This is a genomic window from Bacillus sp. RSS_NA_20, assembly GCF_020165915.1.
Lineage (GTDB): Bacteria > Bacillota > Bacilli > Bacillales > Bacillaceae > Bacillus > Bacillus altitudinis.
Genome location: NZ_JAIUKW010000005.1, coordinates 869,847 through 887,791 on the forward strand (window position 1 = coordinate 869,847; position 17,945 = coordinate 887,791).

Annotated in this window: 22 protein-coding genes; 1 reads left to right on the plus strand and 21 read right to left on the minus strand. The window is 40.7% G+C overall.

The window, feature by feature from the left end; genetic code table 11:
- Positions 1 to 46: 46 nt before the first annotated feature.
- The 15 genes from ndk to LCD32_RS09990 form a co-directional block, all read right to left on the minus strand.
- The gene (gene ndk / locus LCD32_RS09920; protein WP_003216015.1) at positions 47 to 493 is read right to left on the minus strand and encodes a nucleoside-diphosphate kinase; all 447 of its coding nucleotides are present in this window, start codon (positions 491 to 493) and stop codon (positions 47 to 49) included.
- 129 nt (positions 494 to 622) lie between these two features.
- Positions 623 to 1,585 carry a heptaprenyl diphosphate synthase component II gene (gene hepT / locus LCD32_RS09925; RefSeq protein WP_007500951.1) on the minus strand — a complete coding sequence of 321 codons (963 nt, stop codon included), beginning with the start codon at positions 1,583 to 1,585 and terminating at the stop codon, positions 623 to 625.
- Between the two features lie 24 nt (positions 1,586 to 1,609).
- Positions 1,610 to 2,314 carry a demethylmenaquinone methyltransferase gene (locus tag LCD32_RS09930; RefSeq protein ID WP_007500957.1) on the minus strand — a complete coding sequence of 235 codons (705 nt, stop codon included), beginning with the start codon at positions 2,312 to 2,314 and terminating at the stop codon, positions 1,610 to 1,612.
- Between the two features lie 3 nt (positions 2,315 to 2,317).
- On the minus strand, positions 2,318 to 3,085 hold the full coding sequence (locus LCD32_RS09935) for a heptaprenyl diphosphate synthase component 1 (RefSeq protein WP_007500958.1): 768 nt from the start codon (positions 3,083 to 3,085) through the stop codon (positions 2,318 to 2,320).
- Between the two features lie 110 nt (positions 3,086 to 3,195).
- The gene (gene mtrB, locus LCD32_RS09940) at positions 3,196 to 3,426 is read right to left on the minus strand and encodes a trp RNA-binding attenuation protein MtrB (protein ID WP_008344541.1); all 231 of its coding nucleotides are present in this window, start codon (positions 3,424 to 3,426) and stop codon (positions 3,196 to 3,198) included.
- A gap of 23 nt (positions 3,427 to 3,449) precedes the next feature.
- The gene (gene folE, locus LCD32_RS09945; RefSeq protein WP_003215789.1) at positions 3,450 to 4,019 is read right to left on the minus strand and encodes a GTP cyclohydrolase I FolE; all 570 of its coding nucleotides are present in this window, start codon (positions 4,017 to 4,019) and stop codon (positions 3,450 to 3,452) included.
- A 190-nt stretch (positions 4,020 to 4,209) separates the two neighbouring features.
- Positions 4,210 to 4,488 (minus strand): non-specific DNA-binding protein Hbs, encoded by a 279-nt coding sequence (gene hbs, locus LCD32_RS09950; protein ID WP_003215863.1) that lies wholly within the window; start codon positions 4,486 to 4,488, stop codon positions 4,210 to 4,212.
- A gap of 374 nt (positions 4,489 to 4,862) precedes the next feature.
- On the minus strand, positions 4,863 to 6,341 hold the full coding sequence (gene spoIVA / locus LCD32_RS09955; RefSeq protein WP_008344534.1) for a stage IV sporulation protein A: 1,479 nt from the start codon (positions 6,339 to 6,341) through the stop codon (positions 4,863 to 4,865).
- A 205-nt stretch (positions 6,342 to 6,546) separates the two neighbouring features.
- A complete protein-coding gene (locus LCD32_RS09960; protein ID WP_007500961.1) occupies positions 6,547 to 7,272 on the minus strand; it encodes a hypothetical protein in 726 nt (241 codons plus the stop codon).
- An 18-nt stretch (positions 7,273 to 7,290) separates the two neighbouring features.
- Entirely contained in the window at positions 7,291 to 7,494 is a 204-nt protein-coding gene (locus tag LCD32_RS09965) for a DUF2768 domain-containing protein (RefSeq protein ID WP_024718503.1), read from the minus strand.
- A 266-nt stretch (positions 7,495 to 7,760) separates the two neighbouring features.
- Positions 7,761 to 8,798 carry an NAD(P)H-dependent glycerol-3-phosphate dehydrogenase gene (locus tag LCD32_RS09970; RefSeq protein ID WP_024718502.1) on the minus strand — a complete coding sequence of 346 codons (1,038 nt, stop codon included), beginning with the start codon at positions 8,796 to 8,798 and terminating at the stop codon, positions 7,761 to 7,763.
- Positions 8,799 to 8,812: 14 nt separating this feature from the next.
- A complete protein-coding gene (gene der, locus LCD32_RS09975; protein ID WP_008344528.1) occupies positions 8,813 to 10,123 on the minus strand; it encodes a ribosome biogenesis GTPase Der in 1,311 nt (436 codons plus the stop codon).
- 159 nt (positions 10,124 to 10,282) lie between these two features.
- Entirely contained in the window at positions 10,283 to 10,477 is a 195-nt protein-coding gene (locus LCD32_RS09980; protein WP_008344527.1) for a capping complex subunit for YIEGIA, read from the minus strand.
- 6 nt (positions 10,478 to 10,483) lie between these two features.
- Positions 10,484 to 11,368 (minus strand): YIEGIA family protein, encoded by an 885-nt coding sequence (locus LCD32_RS09985; RefSeq protein ID WP_007500964.1) that lies wholly within the window; start codon positions 11,366 to 11,368, stop codon positions 10,484 to 10,486.
- On the minus strand, positions 11,365 to 11,907 hold the full coding sequence (locus LCD32_RS09990; protein ID WP_017359763.1) for a hypothetical protein: 543 nt from the start codon (positions 11,905 to 11,907) through the stop codon (positions 11,365 to 11,367). Before LCD32_RS09990 ends, LCD32_RS09985 begins: the two co-directional genes overlap by 4 nt.
- Positions 11,908 to 12,085: 178 nt before the next feature.
- On the opposite strand from LCD32_RS09990, the gene LCD32_RS09995 reads away from it, so the two are divergent.
- Complete coding sequence (locus LCD32_RS09995; protein ID WP_008344525.1) at positions 12,086 to 12,217, plus strand: YpzI family protein; 132 nt, start codon at positions 12,086 to 12,088, stop codon at positions 12,215 to 12,217.
- A 174-nt stretch (positions 12,218 to 12,391) separates the two neighbouring features.
- Here LCD32_RS09995 and fni read toward each other — a convergent pair whose 3' ends face one another.
- From fni to ypeB, 6 genes are all read right to left on the minus strand, one after another.
- Entirely contained in the window at positions 12,392 to 13,459 is a 1,068-nt protein-coding gene (gene fni / locus LCD32_RS10000; protein WP_224563714.1) for a type 2 isopentenyl-diphosphate Delta-isomerase, read from the minus strand.
- A gap of 14 nt (positions 13,460 to 13,473) precedes the next feature.
- On the minus strand, positions 13,474 to 14,625 hold the full coding sequence (rpsA, locus tag LCD32_RS10005) for a 30S ribosomal protein S1 (protein ID WP_008344519.1): 1,152 nt from the start codon (positions 14,623 to 14,625) through the stop codon (positions 13,474 to 13,476).
- A gap of 223 nt (positions 14,626 to 14,848) precedes the next feature.
- Positions 14,849 to 15,526, minus strand: coding sequence for a (d)CMP kinase (cmk, locus tag LCD32_RS10010; RefSeq protein ID WP_017359766.1), 678 nt, complete (start codon positions 15,524 to 15,526; stop codon positions 14,849 to 14,851).
- 71 nt (positions 15,527 to 15,597) lie between these two features.
- Positions 15,598 to 15,780, minus strand: a complete 183-nt coding sequence (locus LCD32_RS10015; RefSeq protein WP_008344514.1) for a YpfB family protein — start codon at positions 15,778 to 15,780, stop codon at positions 15,598 to 15,600.
- A 63-nt stretch (positions 15,781 to 15,843) separates the two neighbouring features.
- A complete protein-coding gene (locus LCD32_RS10020; RefSeq protein WP_060781150.1) occupies positions 15,844 to 16,491 on the minus strand; it encodes a flagellar brake protein in 648 nt (215 codons plus the stop codon).
- Positions 16,492 to 16,593: 102 nt separating this feature from the next.
- Positions 16,594 to 17,943, minus strand: coding sequence for a germination protein YpeB (ypeB, locus tag LCD32_RS10025; RefSeq protein ID WP_008344510.1), 1,350 nt, complete (start codon positions 17,941 to 17,943; stop codon positions 16,594 to 16,596).
- Positions 17,944 to 17,945: the final 2 nt, after the last annotated feature.

Consider the following 17,945-nt stretch of genomic DNA (forward strand, 5'->3'; position numbering starts at 1 on the left):
ATAAAAAAGCCAAAGTGATCATTTGATGAACACTTTGGCTTGAACATTAATAAATCCAGCTTGAGATCGTTTGATCCCAGTTTGTCAGTTCTTCTTGTTTGAAGAACAGGTTGATTTCTCTTTCGGCACTTTCTGGTGAGTCTGAGCCATGGATAATGTTTTTGCCAACAGTTAATCCATAGTCGCCTCTTATTGTTCCCGGAAGCGCTTCCTTCGGATTTGTCTTTCCAATTATCTGCCTTGTTACGTCTACGACTTGTTCACCTTGCCATACCATCGCAAATACAGGTCCTGACGTAATAAAGTCAACCAATTCACCGAAAAATGGTTTTTCTTTATGCTCTCCGTAATGTGTTTCTGCTACTTCTTTTGGAATGCTCATGAGCTTTGCTCCAACAAGCTGAAGCCCCTTTTTTTCGAATCTTGACACAATTTCACCGATTAATTGTCTTTCCACACCATCAGGTTTGACCATAAGAAATGTTTTGTCCATATACGTTTTCCACCCCGTCGTTATGTATGTATAGGCTTACATTGTTACAAAGTGATCGTATCATTTTTTTTTATAATAATCAATTTTTGACAAAAAATTTCACAAAAAAACCAACCAACGAAACGTTGATCAGAATTTTCGTTTACCAATATATTTTGCAATCGACGCTAATGAAGATTTAGCCCGCCCACGCGGAAGTTGATCGAGCTGTTCAAATGCTTTTTTCAAGTACATTTCACTCACTCGAATGGAACGGTCGATCGCATCTGTTTGTTTGAGATGTTCAATCACAGGTTTCAGCTGCTTTTCTGTCGTTTCACTATTTATCAGCTTCAACTGACCTTCTAATGTCGGGTTCTGAAGCGCATATAAAACGGGAAGAGTGACATTTCCTTGTAAAAGGTCCCCGCCAACAGGTTTGCCTAATTCTTCTTCAGTTGATGTAAAATCAAGGACATCATCAATGATCTGGTACGACATACCAACATAGTACCCAAACCAGTAAAGGGCTTTATGTGTTTTTTCATCTGTTCCAGCTGCAATCGCACCTAATTGGCAGCTGCCTGCAATAAGCAAGGCTGTTTTTCGTTTAATTCTTCTTAAATATGTACGAAGGTTTTGGTCCATGTTGTATTTATCTTTGACTTGTTCTATTTCCCCAAGACAGAGCTCGACGACCATTTTTGACAAAATTTCATGTGCCATTGGGTGATTGATTTTCGTCATGTACTCGAGTGATCTTGCAAATAAGTAATCCCCCGTGTACATCGCAATTCTGTTGTCCCATTTTGCTTTAATCGTCGGTTTTCCTCTTCTCAGTTCTGCATCATCAATGACATCGTCATGGACAAGTGATGCCATATGAATTAATTCAAGCGCTACGGCTACATATTTAATTTTATTAATATCATAGTCACCAAACATGCCTGAAAGGAGAACAAAAACGGGGCGGATTCGTTTTCCGCCCGCTTGCAGCAAATGAAGACCAGCTTCACTTAATAATGCATAATCAGAGCGAACGGTTTGTTCAAGCTCTTTTTCAATTATATCGATATCATGATTTAGAAAAGAAATCATTGCTTTTAGTTTCATTATTTTCACCCAAATATCGTTTATTCAAAGCTTCTTTCCGATATGTGTTGCTGCTACACCGCCTGTAAATGGATGATACGAGACATCAGACAGACCGGCCTCTTCAAAAAGAGACGCCAGTTCTTTCATGCCAGGGAACGTTTTGGCTGATTCTTGAAGCCATGAATACTCCTGATAGCTTTTGGCAAACAGCTTGCCAAAGAGCGGCATGATGTATTTGAAATAGACATAATACCCTTGTTTAAACCCAATCATCTCAGGCTGTGATGTTTCAAGGCAGACAACCATTCCACCGGGTTTTACCACTCGTGTCATTTCCTTTAGCACTGTTAAGTAATCAGGGACATTTCGAAGGCCAAAACCGATTGTGACATAATCAAATGAGTTGTCCTCAAAAGGAAGCTCCATTGCATTGCCGTGGAGCAGCTCAATTTGATTGTAGCCGCCTGTTTTCACCTTCGTTTCGCCAACACTCAGCATATTTTTACTGAAGTCAAGGCCTTTGACCTCGCCTGTTTCTCCAACAGCGTCTGCAAGCGCAATCGTCCAATCGGCAGTTCCGCAGCATACATCCAGTGCTTTGGCTCCTTTTTGAACATTCATGAGCTTCATTGTTTTATCGCGCCATTTTTTATGCTGTTTAAAGCTAATGACAGAGTTCATTTGGTCATAGTTTTTATAAATTTTTTCAAATACACCGTGTACTCGCTGTTCTTTTGATTGCTGCATGACTTACCCTTCTTCCACTTTCTGATGGTACGCAGGTTCATTTTTCATATGATCCAAGCGATTTAATAGCTCTTTTTGAACGATCGGAGATGAAACAAGATGCTCCTTGATTGATCGTTTGGCCTTTTCATAGCCTTCATTCTCAAAGTTGTCAAAACATGTATAGGCGTCCGTATAGCTATCGTTCAAAAAAAGTTTTAAATGTTTGTCGTCTTCTGCTTGTTTCATAAAACGTTTATAAACAAGGAAGCGACTTGCAATTTCATTCCAATGCGTCAATTGAAAGTGCTCAGAAATTCTTTGGAATAGCGCAGATTCTACTGTAGCAACACTTTTATAAAAGTGGGCTGCATCTTGAATGGATCGATCATATAGTCTAATTTTATGTTCATTAATCTCTTTGATCGCCGTGGCGAGAGTACGGATCATGTAAATATCTTTCATGTCAGAGAGAAGAGAGTAATAGAGACCGCTGAAATAGTCTCCTGCTAGGATGGTCAACTGACGATTTTTGAACTCGTCTTGTTTGATGGCTGCAGCAGTTGTGACTTCGTCATGGGTATCAAGGGCAATTTGCACAAGCATCGCCGTTAAAATATAATTTTCTTTTTTCTCAGCATCGATTTGAGCTTCATCAAACATTGCATGAAAAAGAAGGAGCTTATCTTCATCGATGAGCGGCGCACGCAAATGCTTCGCCAAATAAGGATGAGAAAGCTTTTTGTTTAATTTTATATTCAGATTAGATAAAATTCCGTAGATGTCTTGCAAAGATATCACCCTTGTCCCAAAAATTACAGTTTCATATGTAGCTCTCTACATTGAGATTTATTATACCATATCAGGCCTGACTTTCATGCTATCAAGTGCATAGTCGTGCGTTATTTCTTTGCTTCGCTTTGAATTTCACCGAAGCTTGTTTGAATGACAGCATCGCCCCGCACTTTGATGGCTGATGTGTGCTCAGTAAATTGTGCGATAATGACTTCACCTTTATCGAGCTTTTCGGAATGGTGAAATCTTGTATCGGAACCTCTAGTTAAGCCGATCACATTGACACCATTATCAATGGCTTTAATCACCACAAAATCAGATGCTTTATTTTCACTCAATCTGTTCACCTTCCATCTATGGATTAGTCGTTTTTAATAAATGAAAGCACTTCTGCTCTTGCTGCCGCATCATTTGCAAATGTACCGCGTACGGCTGAAGTGACTGTTTTAGCGCCGGGCTTCTTCACTCCGCGCATCGTCATACACATATGCTCTGCTTCAACGACAATCATCACACCATGTGGATTTAAAGTTTCCACCATACTATCTGCAATCGTTGATGTAATGCGCTCCTGAAGCTGCGGGCGCTTTGCCACGGCTTCTACTGCTCTCGCTAGCTTGCTGAGTCCAGTTACTTTTCCGCCGCGCGGAATATAAGCGACATGGGCTTTGCCATAGAATGGCACAAGATGGTGTTCACACATTGAATGAAAAGCAATATCTTTCACAAGAACAAGTTCTTCATGATCTTCACCAAAAATGGTTTTAAAATGTTCTTTTGGATCTTCATTTAATCCCGAGAACACTTCTTCATACATTTTTGCTACTCGTTTTGGGGTATCAAGAAGTCCTTCACGATCTGGATCTTCTCCGATTGCTTTTAATATATCGCGTACTGCGTGTTCGATTAATTCTTTATTTATTTCACTCATGTATTATATCCTCCAAAGGCGATTACATTTCATTCAGATTCTAGCACACTTCAGATCCTAAAAGCAAAGGAGAGCGTTCTAAACAAACCATTTGATTCAAAAGGAAAAGCCCCTTATCAAAGGGGCTTTTCTAGACCAGTGTGAAACTGTATATGTATAACTCCTTCAATAGGATCATTACACATAACGATTATTTACCTGCCACCGCGTCTTTAAGTGCTTTACCTGGTTTGAAAGCAGGTACTTTGCTTGCAGGGATTTCGATCTCTGCACCAGTTTGTGGGTTACGTCCTTTACGAGCTGAACGCTCACGTACTTCAAAGTTACCAAAACCAATAAGTTGGATTTTGTCACCATTTTTAAGTGCATCTAAAATTGTATCAAAAACAGAATCAACTGCTTTTGTCGCGTCTTTTTTAGATAACTCGCTTGCTTCAGCAACCGCGTTAATAAGTTCTGTCTTGTTCATGCCTTTCACCTCCTCCCAAAAATATGCATTCAATAGATTGTTATCATTTCTTCACAATTCATCTTCTTTCTATACACTTTTTTTGAAAAAAAGAGCGTCTAGAAAGCGTCATACATGGCTTTTCATTAGAAAACTTCTCTTTGAAGGAATGTTTGTCCAACAAAGTGAAGATTTTCTGTAAGTAGATTAACACATATGAAATACCATATCAAGCATTTTAAAGGGAAGAATCCTTATTCGTCAAGGATTAAGGGCACTTTTGCGAACGAATATTCCTAATTTCAGCCTGAATCTGACTAATCTTTATACAATTGTCTTTTTATGACTTCACCCGCACGCAAAAAAAGACCCCCATCAATGAGAGGTCTCACATCCTATAGAATAATCGCGATCAGACCGCCTGATCCTTCGTTAATAATTCGTTCAAGCGTTTCCTTTAGTTTATACCTTGCATTTTCCGGCATCAGCGAGAGTTTTGCTTGAATGCCTTCTCTGACAAGCGAGCTGAGTGAGCGTCCAAATATATCGGAATTCCAGATAGAAAGCGGATCATCCTCAAAGTCTTGCATTAAGTATCGGACGAGCTCTTCACTTTGTTTTTCTGTTCCAATAATCGGCGCAAACTCACTTTCTACATCTACCTTAATCATATGAATAGATGGTGCGACTGCTTTTAATCTGACGCCGAATCTTGATCCTTGCCTAATGATTTCCGGCTCATCTAAACTCATATCCGACAAAGCTGGTGCCGCAATTCCATAACCAGTCTGCTTCACCATTTTTAAAGCGTCAGACACTTGATCATACTCCGTTTTCGCATGTGCAAAATCTTGCATGAGCTCAAGAAGGTGATCTTTGCCCCTAATTTCCACACCAACCACTTCTTTTAGGATATGATCATATAGATCATCCGGCGCATACAGATCAATTTCTGCGATCCCTTGACCCATTTCAATGCCTGCTAAGCCCGCTCTTTCGATAAAATCGAATTCACTGAACTGACCTACCACTCGGTCAACATCTCTTAATCTCTTAATATCCTTGACGGTTTCTTTCACTGAATCCTGATAACTCTCTCTTAGCCAATGATCTTCTTTTAGTACCATGACCCAGCTTGGCAGGTTCACATTCACCTCAAGCACTGGGAATTCATATAATGCTTCACGAAGTACACTGAGGACGTCTTGTTCTCTCATACTTTCGACACTCATCGCGAGTACAGGAATATCATATTTTTGACTAAGTTCCTGCCGCAGTGCTTCTGTTTCAGGGTGATAAGGTCTCACAGAGTTGATCACCATAATAAAAGGCTTTCCAACTTCTTTGAGTTCGTCAATGACACGTTCTTCTGATTCAATATAGTCATGTCTTGGGATTTCCCCAATTGATCCATCTGTTGTAATCACAACACCAATGGTTGAATGCTCTTGAATGACCTTGCGTGTACCAATTTCCGCTGCTTCATGAAACGGGATTGGCTCTTCATACCACGGCGTATTAATCATTCTCGGACCATTTTCATCTTCATACCCGCGTGCACCAGGCACGGTGTAGCCTACACAATCGACAAGCCTAATGTTGACATCCAGGCCGTCACTCACGTGAATGGATGCCGCTTGATTTGGCACAAATTTTGGCTCTGTGGTCATAATGGTTTTTCCTGCTGCGCTTTGCGGCAATTCATCCTGTGCTCTTGCACGGTCTGCCTCATTATTGATATTCGGGAGCACCACGAGCTCCATAAACTTTTTAATAAACGTAGATTTCCCTGTACGAACGGCTCCAACGACTCCTAAATATATATCGCCTCCTGTTCGTTCAGCGATATCCTTGAAAATATCGACTTTTTCCAAGTGATCCCCTCCCGGACTTGCTATCCTCGTTTTCAAATAAAATACTCTATACTTCAATCAAACGGTGCTTGAAAGGTGTCAGGACAATATATGTGTATGACGTTGTCCTATTTGAATATGACACCTTTTTTGTTTTGAGAGTATGTTTAGCCATAAAAAAACCTTTCTCCTCATTTATATGCAGAGGAGAAAGGTTCATTCTTGTTTATGACGTCTTTTTTTCTAAAAAAGCCGGCTCACCTTTTTTGTTGATCGTATATGGAACAGAAAACGCCGGTACAAACGGGGTTTCCTGCCAATAGACATCTTGAATATTTTCACCTGGTTTCAGCTTTTGTTTCGTATTTTTCAAAATCTGGGCAAAATCACTGCGATAGTCAACATAGATTTCGCCATTTGAGGAAATCAGTAATGGAAGTGATTCACCCGTGACAGGGCTCGTCACTGTAGGCGGTGCTTTTAACCCTAGTTTTTTTTCATTTAACGTATATAAATCTTTGGATACTACTTTGCCATATGGCGGATATGTATGTTCATCTTGATATATTTTGATCCTCAGACGTAATTCACTGATCGTTTGTGTCATTTTGACATCAAGCAGTTTCACCGTTGGGTTTTGTTCGACGTCTGTGAGGACATAGATATATTCGCCCCCGCCTTCAAAAGATGTCGACGGTACATCGTGTAAATATCTTGGTGACAGACGCTTAAAGTCAATGACATACTTCTGATAAATCGGTGTGTCGCCTTCTTTTGTTTCAATCGGTAAAAGGCCATTTGTCGCTTTTTGAAAGTCTTCAATCGCTGTCTGCACACTTTGCAGCTGCTCTTTATATGGCACGCGGTTTTCAGCTTTGCGATTCTCTGGATAGAGGCACCCCGTAAGTAAAATAAGTGTTAACAGCATGACACTGATTTTTGCTTTGATCATCACATTCTTCCTTTTTCTTTATTCATTGACCGGCCCGCTAACTACAACTAAAAACACAATGATACCTGATATGAGCATTAAGCTGTACGCAACAGTCGAAGCTGTTATTTTCAGAAATCGGCTCTTCAGCTTAAACCTACTCAGATAAATGGTTACAACGGCTAAAAACATGAGCCCCATTGAACCAAGCGCAAACCACATCTTGATTAAAGCAAAACTCATCGTGCCTGTCCCCCTTTAATATAAACGAATTGTAAGCGTTTATATTTCATTCTAAACCAAAATTAAGTAAAATATCAATCATTTTTCCAATCATTCAGAAAAAAGTGAATAAAAAAACTGAAGCAAAGAGGGGGACTCTGCTTCAGTCATTAGGTCGACTATTTTTCCTCATTCTGTAGAGGCAAAGCTCTATTCAAACTTCATTGTTATGTTATGCAAGTCTTTCCCTTCTTGCATCCTCTACACGCCTAAGTTCAGTCTTCCAATTACTTTGTTTGGTTTTCGAACATGTTCACAAGGTCTTCCATCTCATGTGTTTTCACACGTGCCATCAAGGATTCTACAGCATCGTCAACCTTTTTCCCTTCAAATAGGACGCCGTAAAGAGCCTCTGTAATCGGCATGCTGACCTTGTATTCTTTGGAGAGCTGATAAGCGCCTTTTGTTGTGCGGACGCCTTCGACAACCATCCCCATTTTTTCAAGCACTTCTTCGAGCTTATATCCTTTACCGAGTAAATTCCCGCAGCGCCAGTTACGCGAATGAACACTTGTACATGTGACAATCAAATCTCCAACACCTGTTAATCCGGCAAACGTAAGAGGGTTTCCTCCCATTTTTGTGCCGAGGCGGGCGATTTCAGCAAGCCCCCTTGTGATGAGCGCTGCTTTCGCATTATCGCCATATCCGAGTCCATCTGTGATCCCTGCCGCAAGAGCGATGATGTTTTTCAGCGCCCCGCCAATTTCCACCCCAATCACATCAGGGTTGGTGTACACTCTAAAATGATTGTTCATGAACAAATCTTGAACAAATTGAGCTGCTTCAATATTTTCTGACGAGACAGTCACAGTTGTCGGATGACGCAAGCCAACTTCTTCAGCGTGACTTGGTCCTGACAGGACAACCACTGCTTCCCTTTTCGCTTCTGGGACTTCTTGTTCAATCATTTGAGAAATTCTAAGAAGCGTATCTGGTTCAATTCCTTTACTGACATGAACAAATGGCACCTTTGACGTAATGAACTCATTGGCCTGTTTCAATACTTCTCGAATAGCCTTTGTTGGCACAGCGACAATAATCGCATCTGTCCCTTCTAGTGCCTGTTTCATATCTGTTGTCGCTTGAATAGACGCTGGCAATGCAACATTAGGCAAGTAATCATGATTTTCATGTTTCTCGTTGATTTGATCAATTAATTCTTGTCTATGTCCCCACATGTGTACATCATGATGATTATCAGCTAATACAAGCGCAAGAGCTGTTCCCCAGCTCCCTGCTCCAAGTACTGAAATTTTCTTCATCCTGCTCACCCTTTTTATTTTCTCGCTCTCGCAAATATTTTAATTGGTGTTCCTTCAAAACCAAATGCATCTCGAATTCGGTTTTCTAGGAAACGCTCATAAGAAAAGTGCATAAGTTCTGGATCATTTACAAACACAACAAAGGACGGCGGTTTGATCGCCACTTGTGTTGCATAGTAAATTTTCAGACGCTGTCCGTTATGGGTCGGCGTTGGGTTCATTGCTACGGCATCCATGATAATATCGTTTAGAATGTTCGTTTGAACGCGCATCGCATGATTTTCACTAGCGGTAATAATTGTTGGCATTAACGTGTGAATTCTCTTTTTCGTAAGAGCAGACATGAATAAGACAGGTGCATAATCAAGGAATTGAAAATGCTCGCGAATGTTTTGCTCAAATTCCTTCATTGTACGCTCGTCTTTTTCAACAGCATCCCACTTGTTCACAATGATCACAACGGCTTTACCCGCTTCGTGTGCGTAGCCGGCAATACGTTTATCCTGTTCAATAATGCCTTCTTCACCATCAAGAACAACAGCGACAACATCCGATCGATCAATGGCTTTCAACGCACGGAGTACACTGTATTTCTCTGTTGTTTCATATACTTTCCCTTTTTTTCTCATACCGGCTGTGTCGACAATGACAAAGTCACGTTGGTTGTACGTAAACATTGTATCTACAGCGTCTCTTGTTGTACCAGCAATGTTGCTGACAATGACACGTTCTTCACCGAGCATCGCATTCACCAAAGAGGATTTCCCTACATTTGGGCGGCCGATTAAGCAGAACTGGACCACTTCTTCATCATACTGTGTATCTGGTAAGTTTTTGAAATGCTCTGCGACAGCATCAAGCAGATCACCTAGACCGAGTCCGTGTGTTCCAGAAATCGGATACGGTTCGCCAAATCCAAGTGCATAAAAGTCATACACGTCGCTTCTCATTTCAGGGTTGTCCAATTTATTGACAGCAAGTACGACAGGTTTTTTCGTGCGATATAAAATTTTTGCGACTTCTTCATCCGCAGATGTGACGCCATCTCTTCCATTGACCATAAAGATAATAACATCCGCTTCATCCATTGCGATTTCAGCCTGATGGCGAATTTGCGCCAAAAACGGCTCATCTCCAATATCAATTCCACCAGTATCTATTAAATTAAAGTCATAATTTAACCATTCAGCAGAGCTATAGATTCGATCTCTTGTTACACCAGGTGTGTCTTCTACAATCGATATTCTTTCGCCTGCGATTCGATTAAAAATTGTAGATTTTCCAACGTTGGGCCTTCCAACAATGGCTACGACAGGTTTACCCATAGTACCCTTCCTTTCAATCCAGCCGCGATTCAATATGTTCATCATCATGTTTCAACCGGGATTTATAATTTTCATTCAGTTTTATGAAATAAACCCTTCAAACATGAAGGGTTCAACTTATATATTATATCAATTTTTAATCAGACCACAATGAATAACTTAAAAATGTTTGACGATCAAGTAAAGATCTTCTCCAATGCCGTGTGCAATTCCATCTAAAATGGCCTCTAAATTCATGGCATACATGTCGAGCTCTTCTTTATTTTCACAGAAAAAAACGGCTGTTCCGCCAATGACCCGCTCTTTATTTGTTGTCGCCACAGCCAATATAAATTGTTCAATGGTGTTCGCCATGCCCTATTACCTCACTTTCTTTTTAATGAAATCTGTCGGCATTCTAATGGCATTTTCTAAAATAGGCACCTCTTCTAATACACGGACAGCCAAATCTTCACGCTGCCATTGCGGTAAAATGAATACGCCAAGTGTGCCATTATTCAGATCACGTTTTGCGAGCGGACAAAGCGATGGTTCACCAGAATCTCGGTATACACCAAGCACGTTGGATAAATCAAATAAGATGGCTTGCCGCTGCCCAAGGTTTGCGATGGTTGTGGCCGAGTTAAAATTCTTCGGAGTCAAGATGAACCCCATTCCATGCTCTAAAATCAATTTTTGCTTTTCAGGCAGCCCGATATTCATAATGTAAATATCATTTACGTAAAGTCCTGCGCCGTCAAAGCGAAGTTCCCCTTTTTGAATATTCACGATATCCTTTAATTGGCTCCCTGACATTAATAGTTTTGCCATGAAAAAACAAAGAATACCGACCACGGTCCCAACGACGAGCGAAAAGAAAATACAGGCGGTCGTTGTAATTAGAGCAGTAAGAATGGCAATATAATTTCGACTTTCAAAGGCGATCGCAATGCCTTCGATATATGTACTGCCTCGTGAGACAAGCTCATACGAATCCATTTGGGTCAATGTATTTCTTTCCATATTACGCACATCACGAAATTGCGTGGCTGCAAGCGTCAGAAAGGTAATTGCAGTGAATTCTTCCTGGATCAGTGCAGGCATAATAATAGCACCAAGGCCTGATGCGATAAAACCTAACGCAATGTGAATCACTTGTCCATGAATATATGTGGGATATTGCCGATAATCAGTTCTTAGCATATAAAGCCTAGCCGCCATCCCAAAGATGACACCAATAATCACAGGAAACGTGTAATCCGTCATGTTGATTTTGCAGCCCCTTTTACTGGTTTTCTAGATGAACGGGTGTTCAAGAGTTTTTCAAGCTGACCTACACCTAATAGAAAGACAGCTCCTTGAACAGCCATGGAAAGAAACGAGAGATCTCCTATGACAATGGAAGATGTGAGGCGATGAATCGTAAGCGCATAAAGGGCTTCCCCCAGACATATAGCCATCATCCATAAAGTGATCCGTTCCGTTAACTGATGCCCATATGTTAAACACATCAAGATCAGCAAGGCAAATACAACCCAGTCCACCTTTATTATCGTGAACCAAACTGGATCATATAATGCAAAAATCATAAAAAAGGCATACGCACTGACCATAGAACCTAATTGCATGATTCGCATGATTCGATGAGCAGGCCGAAAGATCACGAATGACATGCAAGCATATAAAAAGGTCATCAAAAATCCTGCATTGATCCTAATGTCTAAAATAGAAACCATGACATGACTGCATATAATATGAATGAGAACACATACGCCTAGCACATTGCGCCACGTGCTTTTCTCCATGATAAATGTCACCATAATCCAAACGAACCATATTGACCAATAATAGTACAATGCCTCCAACCCTCATCACCTCAATTACATTATGGGAAAATCTCCAGTTTTTAAACGTATGAGAAGGTGCGGGATTTGCATGAAATAAACAAGAGGTGACACCCTAATAGTTGAGGAGGGATGTATAATGGGTAAGGATAGACAGGAAAAACGCCTAAAGGCGTCAAGAAGAGTTGAATCTGACCGCGATCAATCCATTCATCACAAAGGGGCAACAACTTTAGAAGGCCCGGAAGACGCTCGCAAAAGAAATCAATAAAAAAAGACATGTGATCATCACATGTCTCAGCGTGTAGACAAACCCTCGCATTCAATGTCAGTCCTGCGCATTGGTGCTCATGAATGTCAAATTCGCTCCGCAAAAAGCAGCTGTCTTTCGTAGACAAAAAAGTTTTCTTTCACACTGAAAAGAAGACAAAGGGCTAAATTTCATTTAGTCCTTTGTCTTCTTATTTCTTAAACTATAGTACGTAGTATCAACGCCTCTTTCTTTCAGCCAATGACTTGTTTCCCCTGTAAGCACAATCGGAGCTTGCCTTAGCTCCTCAATTGTCTTCATGCCAAGTACTGTCATCAACATCTTCACATCATCTTGTAGATCAATGATATCAGAGATGAGGCCCTTTTCTCCTCCACTCGTCAGGGATTTTAAGAAAAAGCCGGCTAATCCAACGGCAGACGCACCAAGAGCAATTGATTTTGTCACATCAAGTGCATCTTGAATGCCTCCAGAAGCTAGGACGGTTTGATCTGGAAAGGCTGTATGTACTTCAGCCAGACTCGCTGCAGTTGGAATTCCCCACTGGTCAAAATAGCGAAGTGCTTTTTGACGGCGCAGGTTCTCGATTTTAGAAAAATTCGTTCCCCCAAATCCGCCTACATCAACAGCAGCAACTCCAGCATCAAATAATTTCTTTGCTGTTTCCTTATTCATCCCAAATCCAACTTCTTTGACGACAACAGGTACCTCAATTGATTCAGTGATGGCTGCGATCCGTTCAACAGCACCTCTGAAATCACGATCTCCTTCAGGCATGACGATCTCTTGAATCACGTTTAAGTGAATTTGGAGCATGTTTGCCTCCAGCATGTCAACGGCACCCCGCGCTTGCTGAATTGTCGCCTCACTGCCTAAATTGGCAAAAACGAGTCCATCCGGATTCACCTTTCGAACCACTTCATACGTACGACGTTCGTCTGCATCTTTCAGTGCAGCCATTTGTGATCCGACTGCTACTGGAATATTGGTTTCCTTCGCTGCGATAGATAAAGAGCGATTAATCTCATAGGTCGATTCTCCGCCTCCACCAGTCATTGCATTGATAAAAATTGGCGAACCGAAAGTCAGTCCGCCAATTGTCGTATGTGTATCAATTTGTGATGTCGCAAGATCTGGTAAACTGGCGTGAACGAAGGAAACATCTTGTAAACCTGTTGCTGCATGCTGGCCAGTCGACAAAGCATGCTCAATATGCTGTTTCTTTCTTTCTGCTCGCGTCAATTTTGATCACCAAATTATTTTAGTTTATTGAGTTTATCACCAATCAGGTCACCAAGCTGGAATCCGCTTGTATTTTCTTCTTTCGCCTGATATTGACGGTAATCCTCTTCAATTTGTTTTTCAGGATTCTCTTCTAATTCACGAATGCTAAGTGAAATGCGCTCTTCATCTTCATTGACATCAAGCACTTTCACTTTCACAGTCTGCCCTTCTTCAAGGACTTCTTGAGGAGTACCAATATGTTTGTGTGAAATTTGGGAAATATGCACAAGTCCTTCTACACCTGGCAGAATTTCAACAAATGCACCAAAGCTCACAAGACGTTGAACGGTTCCTTCAAGAACATCACCTTGTTTTACCTTTTCACCAATTTGGCTCCAAGGTCCTGGTAATGTTTCTTTAATAGATAGTGAGATACGTTCGTTATCGCGGTCAACAGCAAGAACTTTGACTTTCACTTCCTGTCCTTCTTCAACAACGTCAGATGGCTTTTCGACATGCGCATGGGATAGTTGAGAAATGTGAACTAATCCATCAATGCCGCCAATGTCAACAAATGCACCAAAGTCAGTCAGGCGCTGCACTTTTCCATCAATCACACTGCCTACTGCAAGCTTTTGCAGGAAGTCTTGCTTCTTGTCTAATTGTTCTTGCTCAACGACTGCACGATGCGATAGAATCACGCGGTTTTTTTCGCGGTCAAGCTCTACCACAACAAGCGAGAGTGTTTTTCCTTTGTAGTCAGTGAAGTCTTCTACATAGTGTGCCTCAACAAGAGACGCAGGAATAAATCCGCGAACACCAATGTCGACCACTAGACCACCTTTGACAACGTCTTTTACTTCTGCTTCAAATACTTCTTTTGTTTCAAACTTTTTCTCTAGGTCTTCCCAAGCGCGGTCTGCATCAACAGCACGTTTCGATAAAATCAAAGCATCGTCTTCGACCTTTGTTACTTTAAGCTCTAACTCGTCGCCATCTTTCACGACATCTGATGCTTTTTCAACGTGAAGACTTGATAATTCACTGATTGGGATGATCCCAGGTTGTTTCACATTGACGATATCTACATTGACATGCTTGTCCTCAACTTTAGAAACAATCCCTTTCACTACATCTCCAACCTCTGGTACCTGAACATCGATTTGATTCATTTCCTCTGTCATTTCGATAACCTCCTTGGTCCAAACCTACACAGCTTAGTTAAAACGACTGGGTGAATATGTGTCCTTAGCATGATGATTGCCAGCCGAATATGTATTATAGAAACATTCAAATCAACAGAATTGCTTGAATGATCAATAAAAATAGTATTAGTATAAACTTCTAATAAAAGACCTTGTTTGTCAAGAGATAAACCTCTAACTTATAAAAGTTTTCTAAAATTTCTTACTGTTTTTCTACACGCTCTGCTGCATCTAAAATTTTACCTGCAACCTCTTGAATAGAAAGAGAAGTCGTGTCAATTTCAATGGCGTCATCTGCTTTCTTCAGCGGTGATACCTCCCGCTCAGAATCAAGCTTGTCACGTCTTGCAATCTCTTCGATCAGCTGATCGTAATTGACATCATAGCCTTTTTTCTGATTTTCTTCAAAACGACGTTTTGCTCTTTCCTCTACTGACGCAAGTAAGAAAATTTTCACTTCTGCATCTGGAAGAACATGCGTGCCGATGTCTCTTCCATCCATGACAACACCGCCTCGGTTCCCCAGCTCTTGCTGCCTGCGGACCATTTCTTCCCGGACAGCTCGATGCTTTGCAACAACAGAGACTTGATTACTTACGCGGTCTGTTCTGATGTCTTCTGTGACATCGATCGTGTCTAAATGTACTTTTTGACCTTCGTCAGTTGACACAAGTTCAATGACTGTGTTTTTCAATAACGCATCAAGTGCCTGTTCGTCTTCAAGGTCTACGCCTTGATTGAGTGCTGCAAGTGTAATTGCGCGGTACATCGCACCTGTATCGATATAAATATATGATTTTTTCGCTGCGACAATTTTTGCCACAGTGCTTTTTCCTGCTGCAGCAGGACCGTCAATTGCGATAGATAATTTCTTTTTCATAATACCTCTCCTTGATTGAATCTCCCTTATGAATTGTAACACGATCACCGCTCAAACGGGGGAATTTTCTATCAATCCTTTTGCTTAAATGTCTCAATCCAATCTTCAATGCTCATGTTATTCACACCCTCATATTGCACGACTTTTGACAAAAATAGTTCTCCTTTCGTCAAGTGAAGGGTGACCTGAACCGCCAAAAGCAGAATGAGCTGAATGAGCACTGCTTTGAATAGCCATCTTTCCATTGTTTTCATACAAAAAGCCTCCAACGCTAGATTCTTTCTCTCTAGTATGGAAGCTTTTGACAACCTTTATTCTTATACTTTTTTCACACGTGTTAGAAGCTGCTGCTGGAAGCAGTACTTCATGATGTGCTGCTGGTGGTCGTTTGTGATTTCAGTAAATTCCATGATCGCTCTTGTTTTCCCGGTCTGTTCATCTTGATAAACACGATTCATTTCTGCAATCGCTTTAATTTCCACTGGTTCTTTCAGTGAAAGTTCAAACTCTGTGACGACCTCGCCATATTCTTTTAGTGAGACACCTTCTGGAACAGCAATTGCTACACCGCCAGCACTCATATTGACAATAAATGTGTCGAAGGTTTCTTCACCATTTTGCGTAATGGACGCTTTCACCATCGTATCCACTCGAAGATATTCTCTTCGCTGAAGCCGAATCATTTCTTCTTTTGGCGGAATCGAAACGACAATCATCGGGATATCTTCTTTTCTTTTCCCAATGACTTTGCTTGTACATTTGTATGGAATTTGATTTTCATCGAAAAAGAAGACGGTGATTTCTGTTTCTTGATTTAAATAGATCGTGCGCCCCGTTTCTTTATCAGCTGGATAATTAATGCAAATATCATCGTTATTATTTTCCAAAACTTTCGATTTTGCAGTTTTCACTTCTTTGTTCTCATTGACATACTCAATTGTGATTGCATCCCCTATTTGTAACATTCCTCATCACTCTTTTCATCTGTGAAATCGTATCCTCTCTTATATTAAACCATGTATAAAACAAAAGGAAAAGGCTTATTCGCCTTTTCCTTGCTCCCTTTTCTATAGGTCTTTATATATAGGTTCTGCATTTTTTAGCTTATCTACTCTTTCTTCTTTTCCAGTATCTGCATTAATAAACATTCGGTATGTGTCGTTTTTAATGGTTCCTAAAAACTCATAGCAAAGAACTTCCTCTGACATATCATTTTGAACAAGAGCTACATGTGTATCCTCGATCTTCACATGTTTATTTAAGGTCTTTTCAGCTTCTTTTCGAGAAATCTTTGGTGCTTTTATGTCACGTTTTCTGTGATTCATTAAATAGTCTTTCGCTGAGAATCCCACAACCTCTCCATCATCTAAAGCGACTTTCATTCGAATGCTATCTGGATAAAGCAATACGTTATTCTGTAAAGGGACATAGGTAAATACGCCGATATTATCAAATTGCGCACTCTCATCTAAATGAAATGATTCAGTATCGAATCCATGCTTCTTTAAGAAACTTAGTGCTTTTTCTGAGGCATCATTTAAACTGATTTTTTGTTTTTTCACTTCACGGTTCTGAAGAAGATAGACAGGATGGCCGCCTTTTTCAGTCAAGTCTAAATAAAAGTTTGCCCGGTTGTCTGGGTCAGACATTGACAGGCTGTAAACATCACGGTTCGTTTTACTCCCACTTTTTCTCACCTTAAAATCTTTGTTATGGTCAGGCGCAAATTGCTGGGCGATACGGATCGCTTCTTTTTTTGAAATCTTTTGCCCTTTTAAGTGATTGTAGCCTTGCGTTTCTGATTCAGTTGACACATTTGTAGGGCCAAGATCAACATCTGCAAACGCATCAGCATTTCTCTCAACGGTTTTTAATCCGTCAATGATGGTGTTGTCGTTTTTTCGATCTCCATCAGCCAGTGCCATTTCAACATCCATCCATTTTAAATTTTTGTTGAGTACGAGATGCTGCACTTGTCTAAGTTCGTTTTGAATATCTGCCGCTTGATCATATAAAGTGGTAATGGTTTTGTGTGTATCTTTGTTTAATGGTTCATCTGATAAAGATTTAAGTGACGATTTATAGCTAAAGTCACCGACATTCGCTAGAAACTCTTCTGTTTTGTTAAAAGGCATCAATGTGAGCGGAAGCTGACTGACATTGTTATGCGCTTCTGATGACATTCTCCATACATCTGCCAGTGCTGGAGATATAGATGTTTGGCTATTCATCGCAAGTGTTGCGCCAAGTTTATCGTGCAGCTGATCGACTTGATACGTTAAATCATGGAAGGCTCTTTGATAGTTGTTCTCTGCATGAAGCAGTACTGCATCTTTTTCTTGATGCTCTTTATAGCCCCAGTATCCTGTTGAGATGACAGCAATTCCTAAAATAGCAATCAATATTCCTCTGATCATTT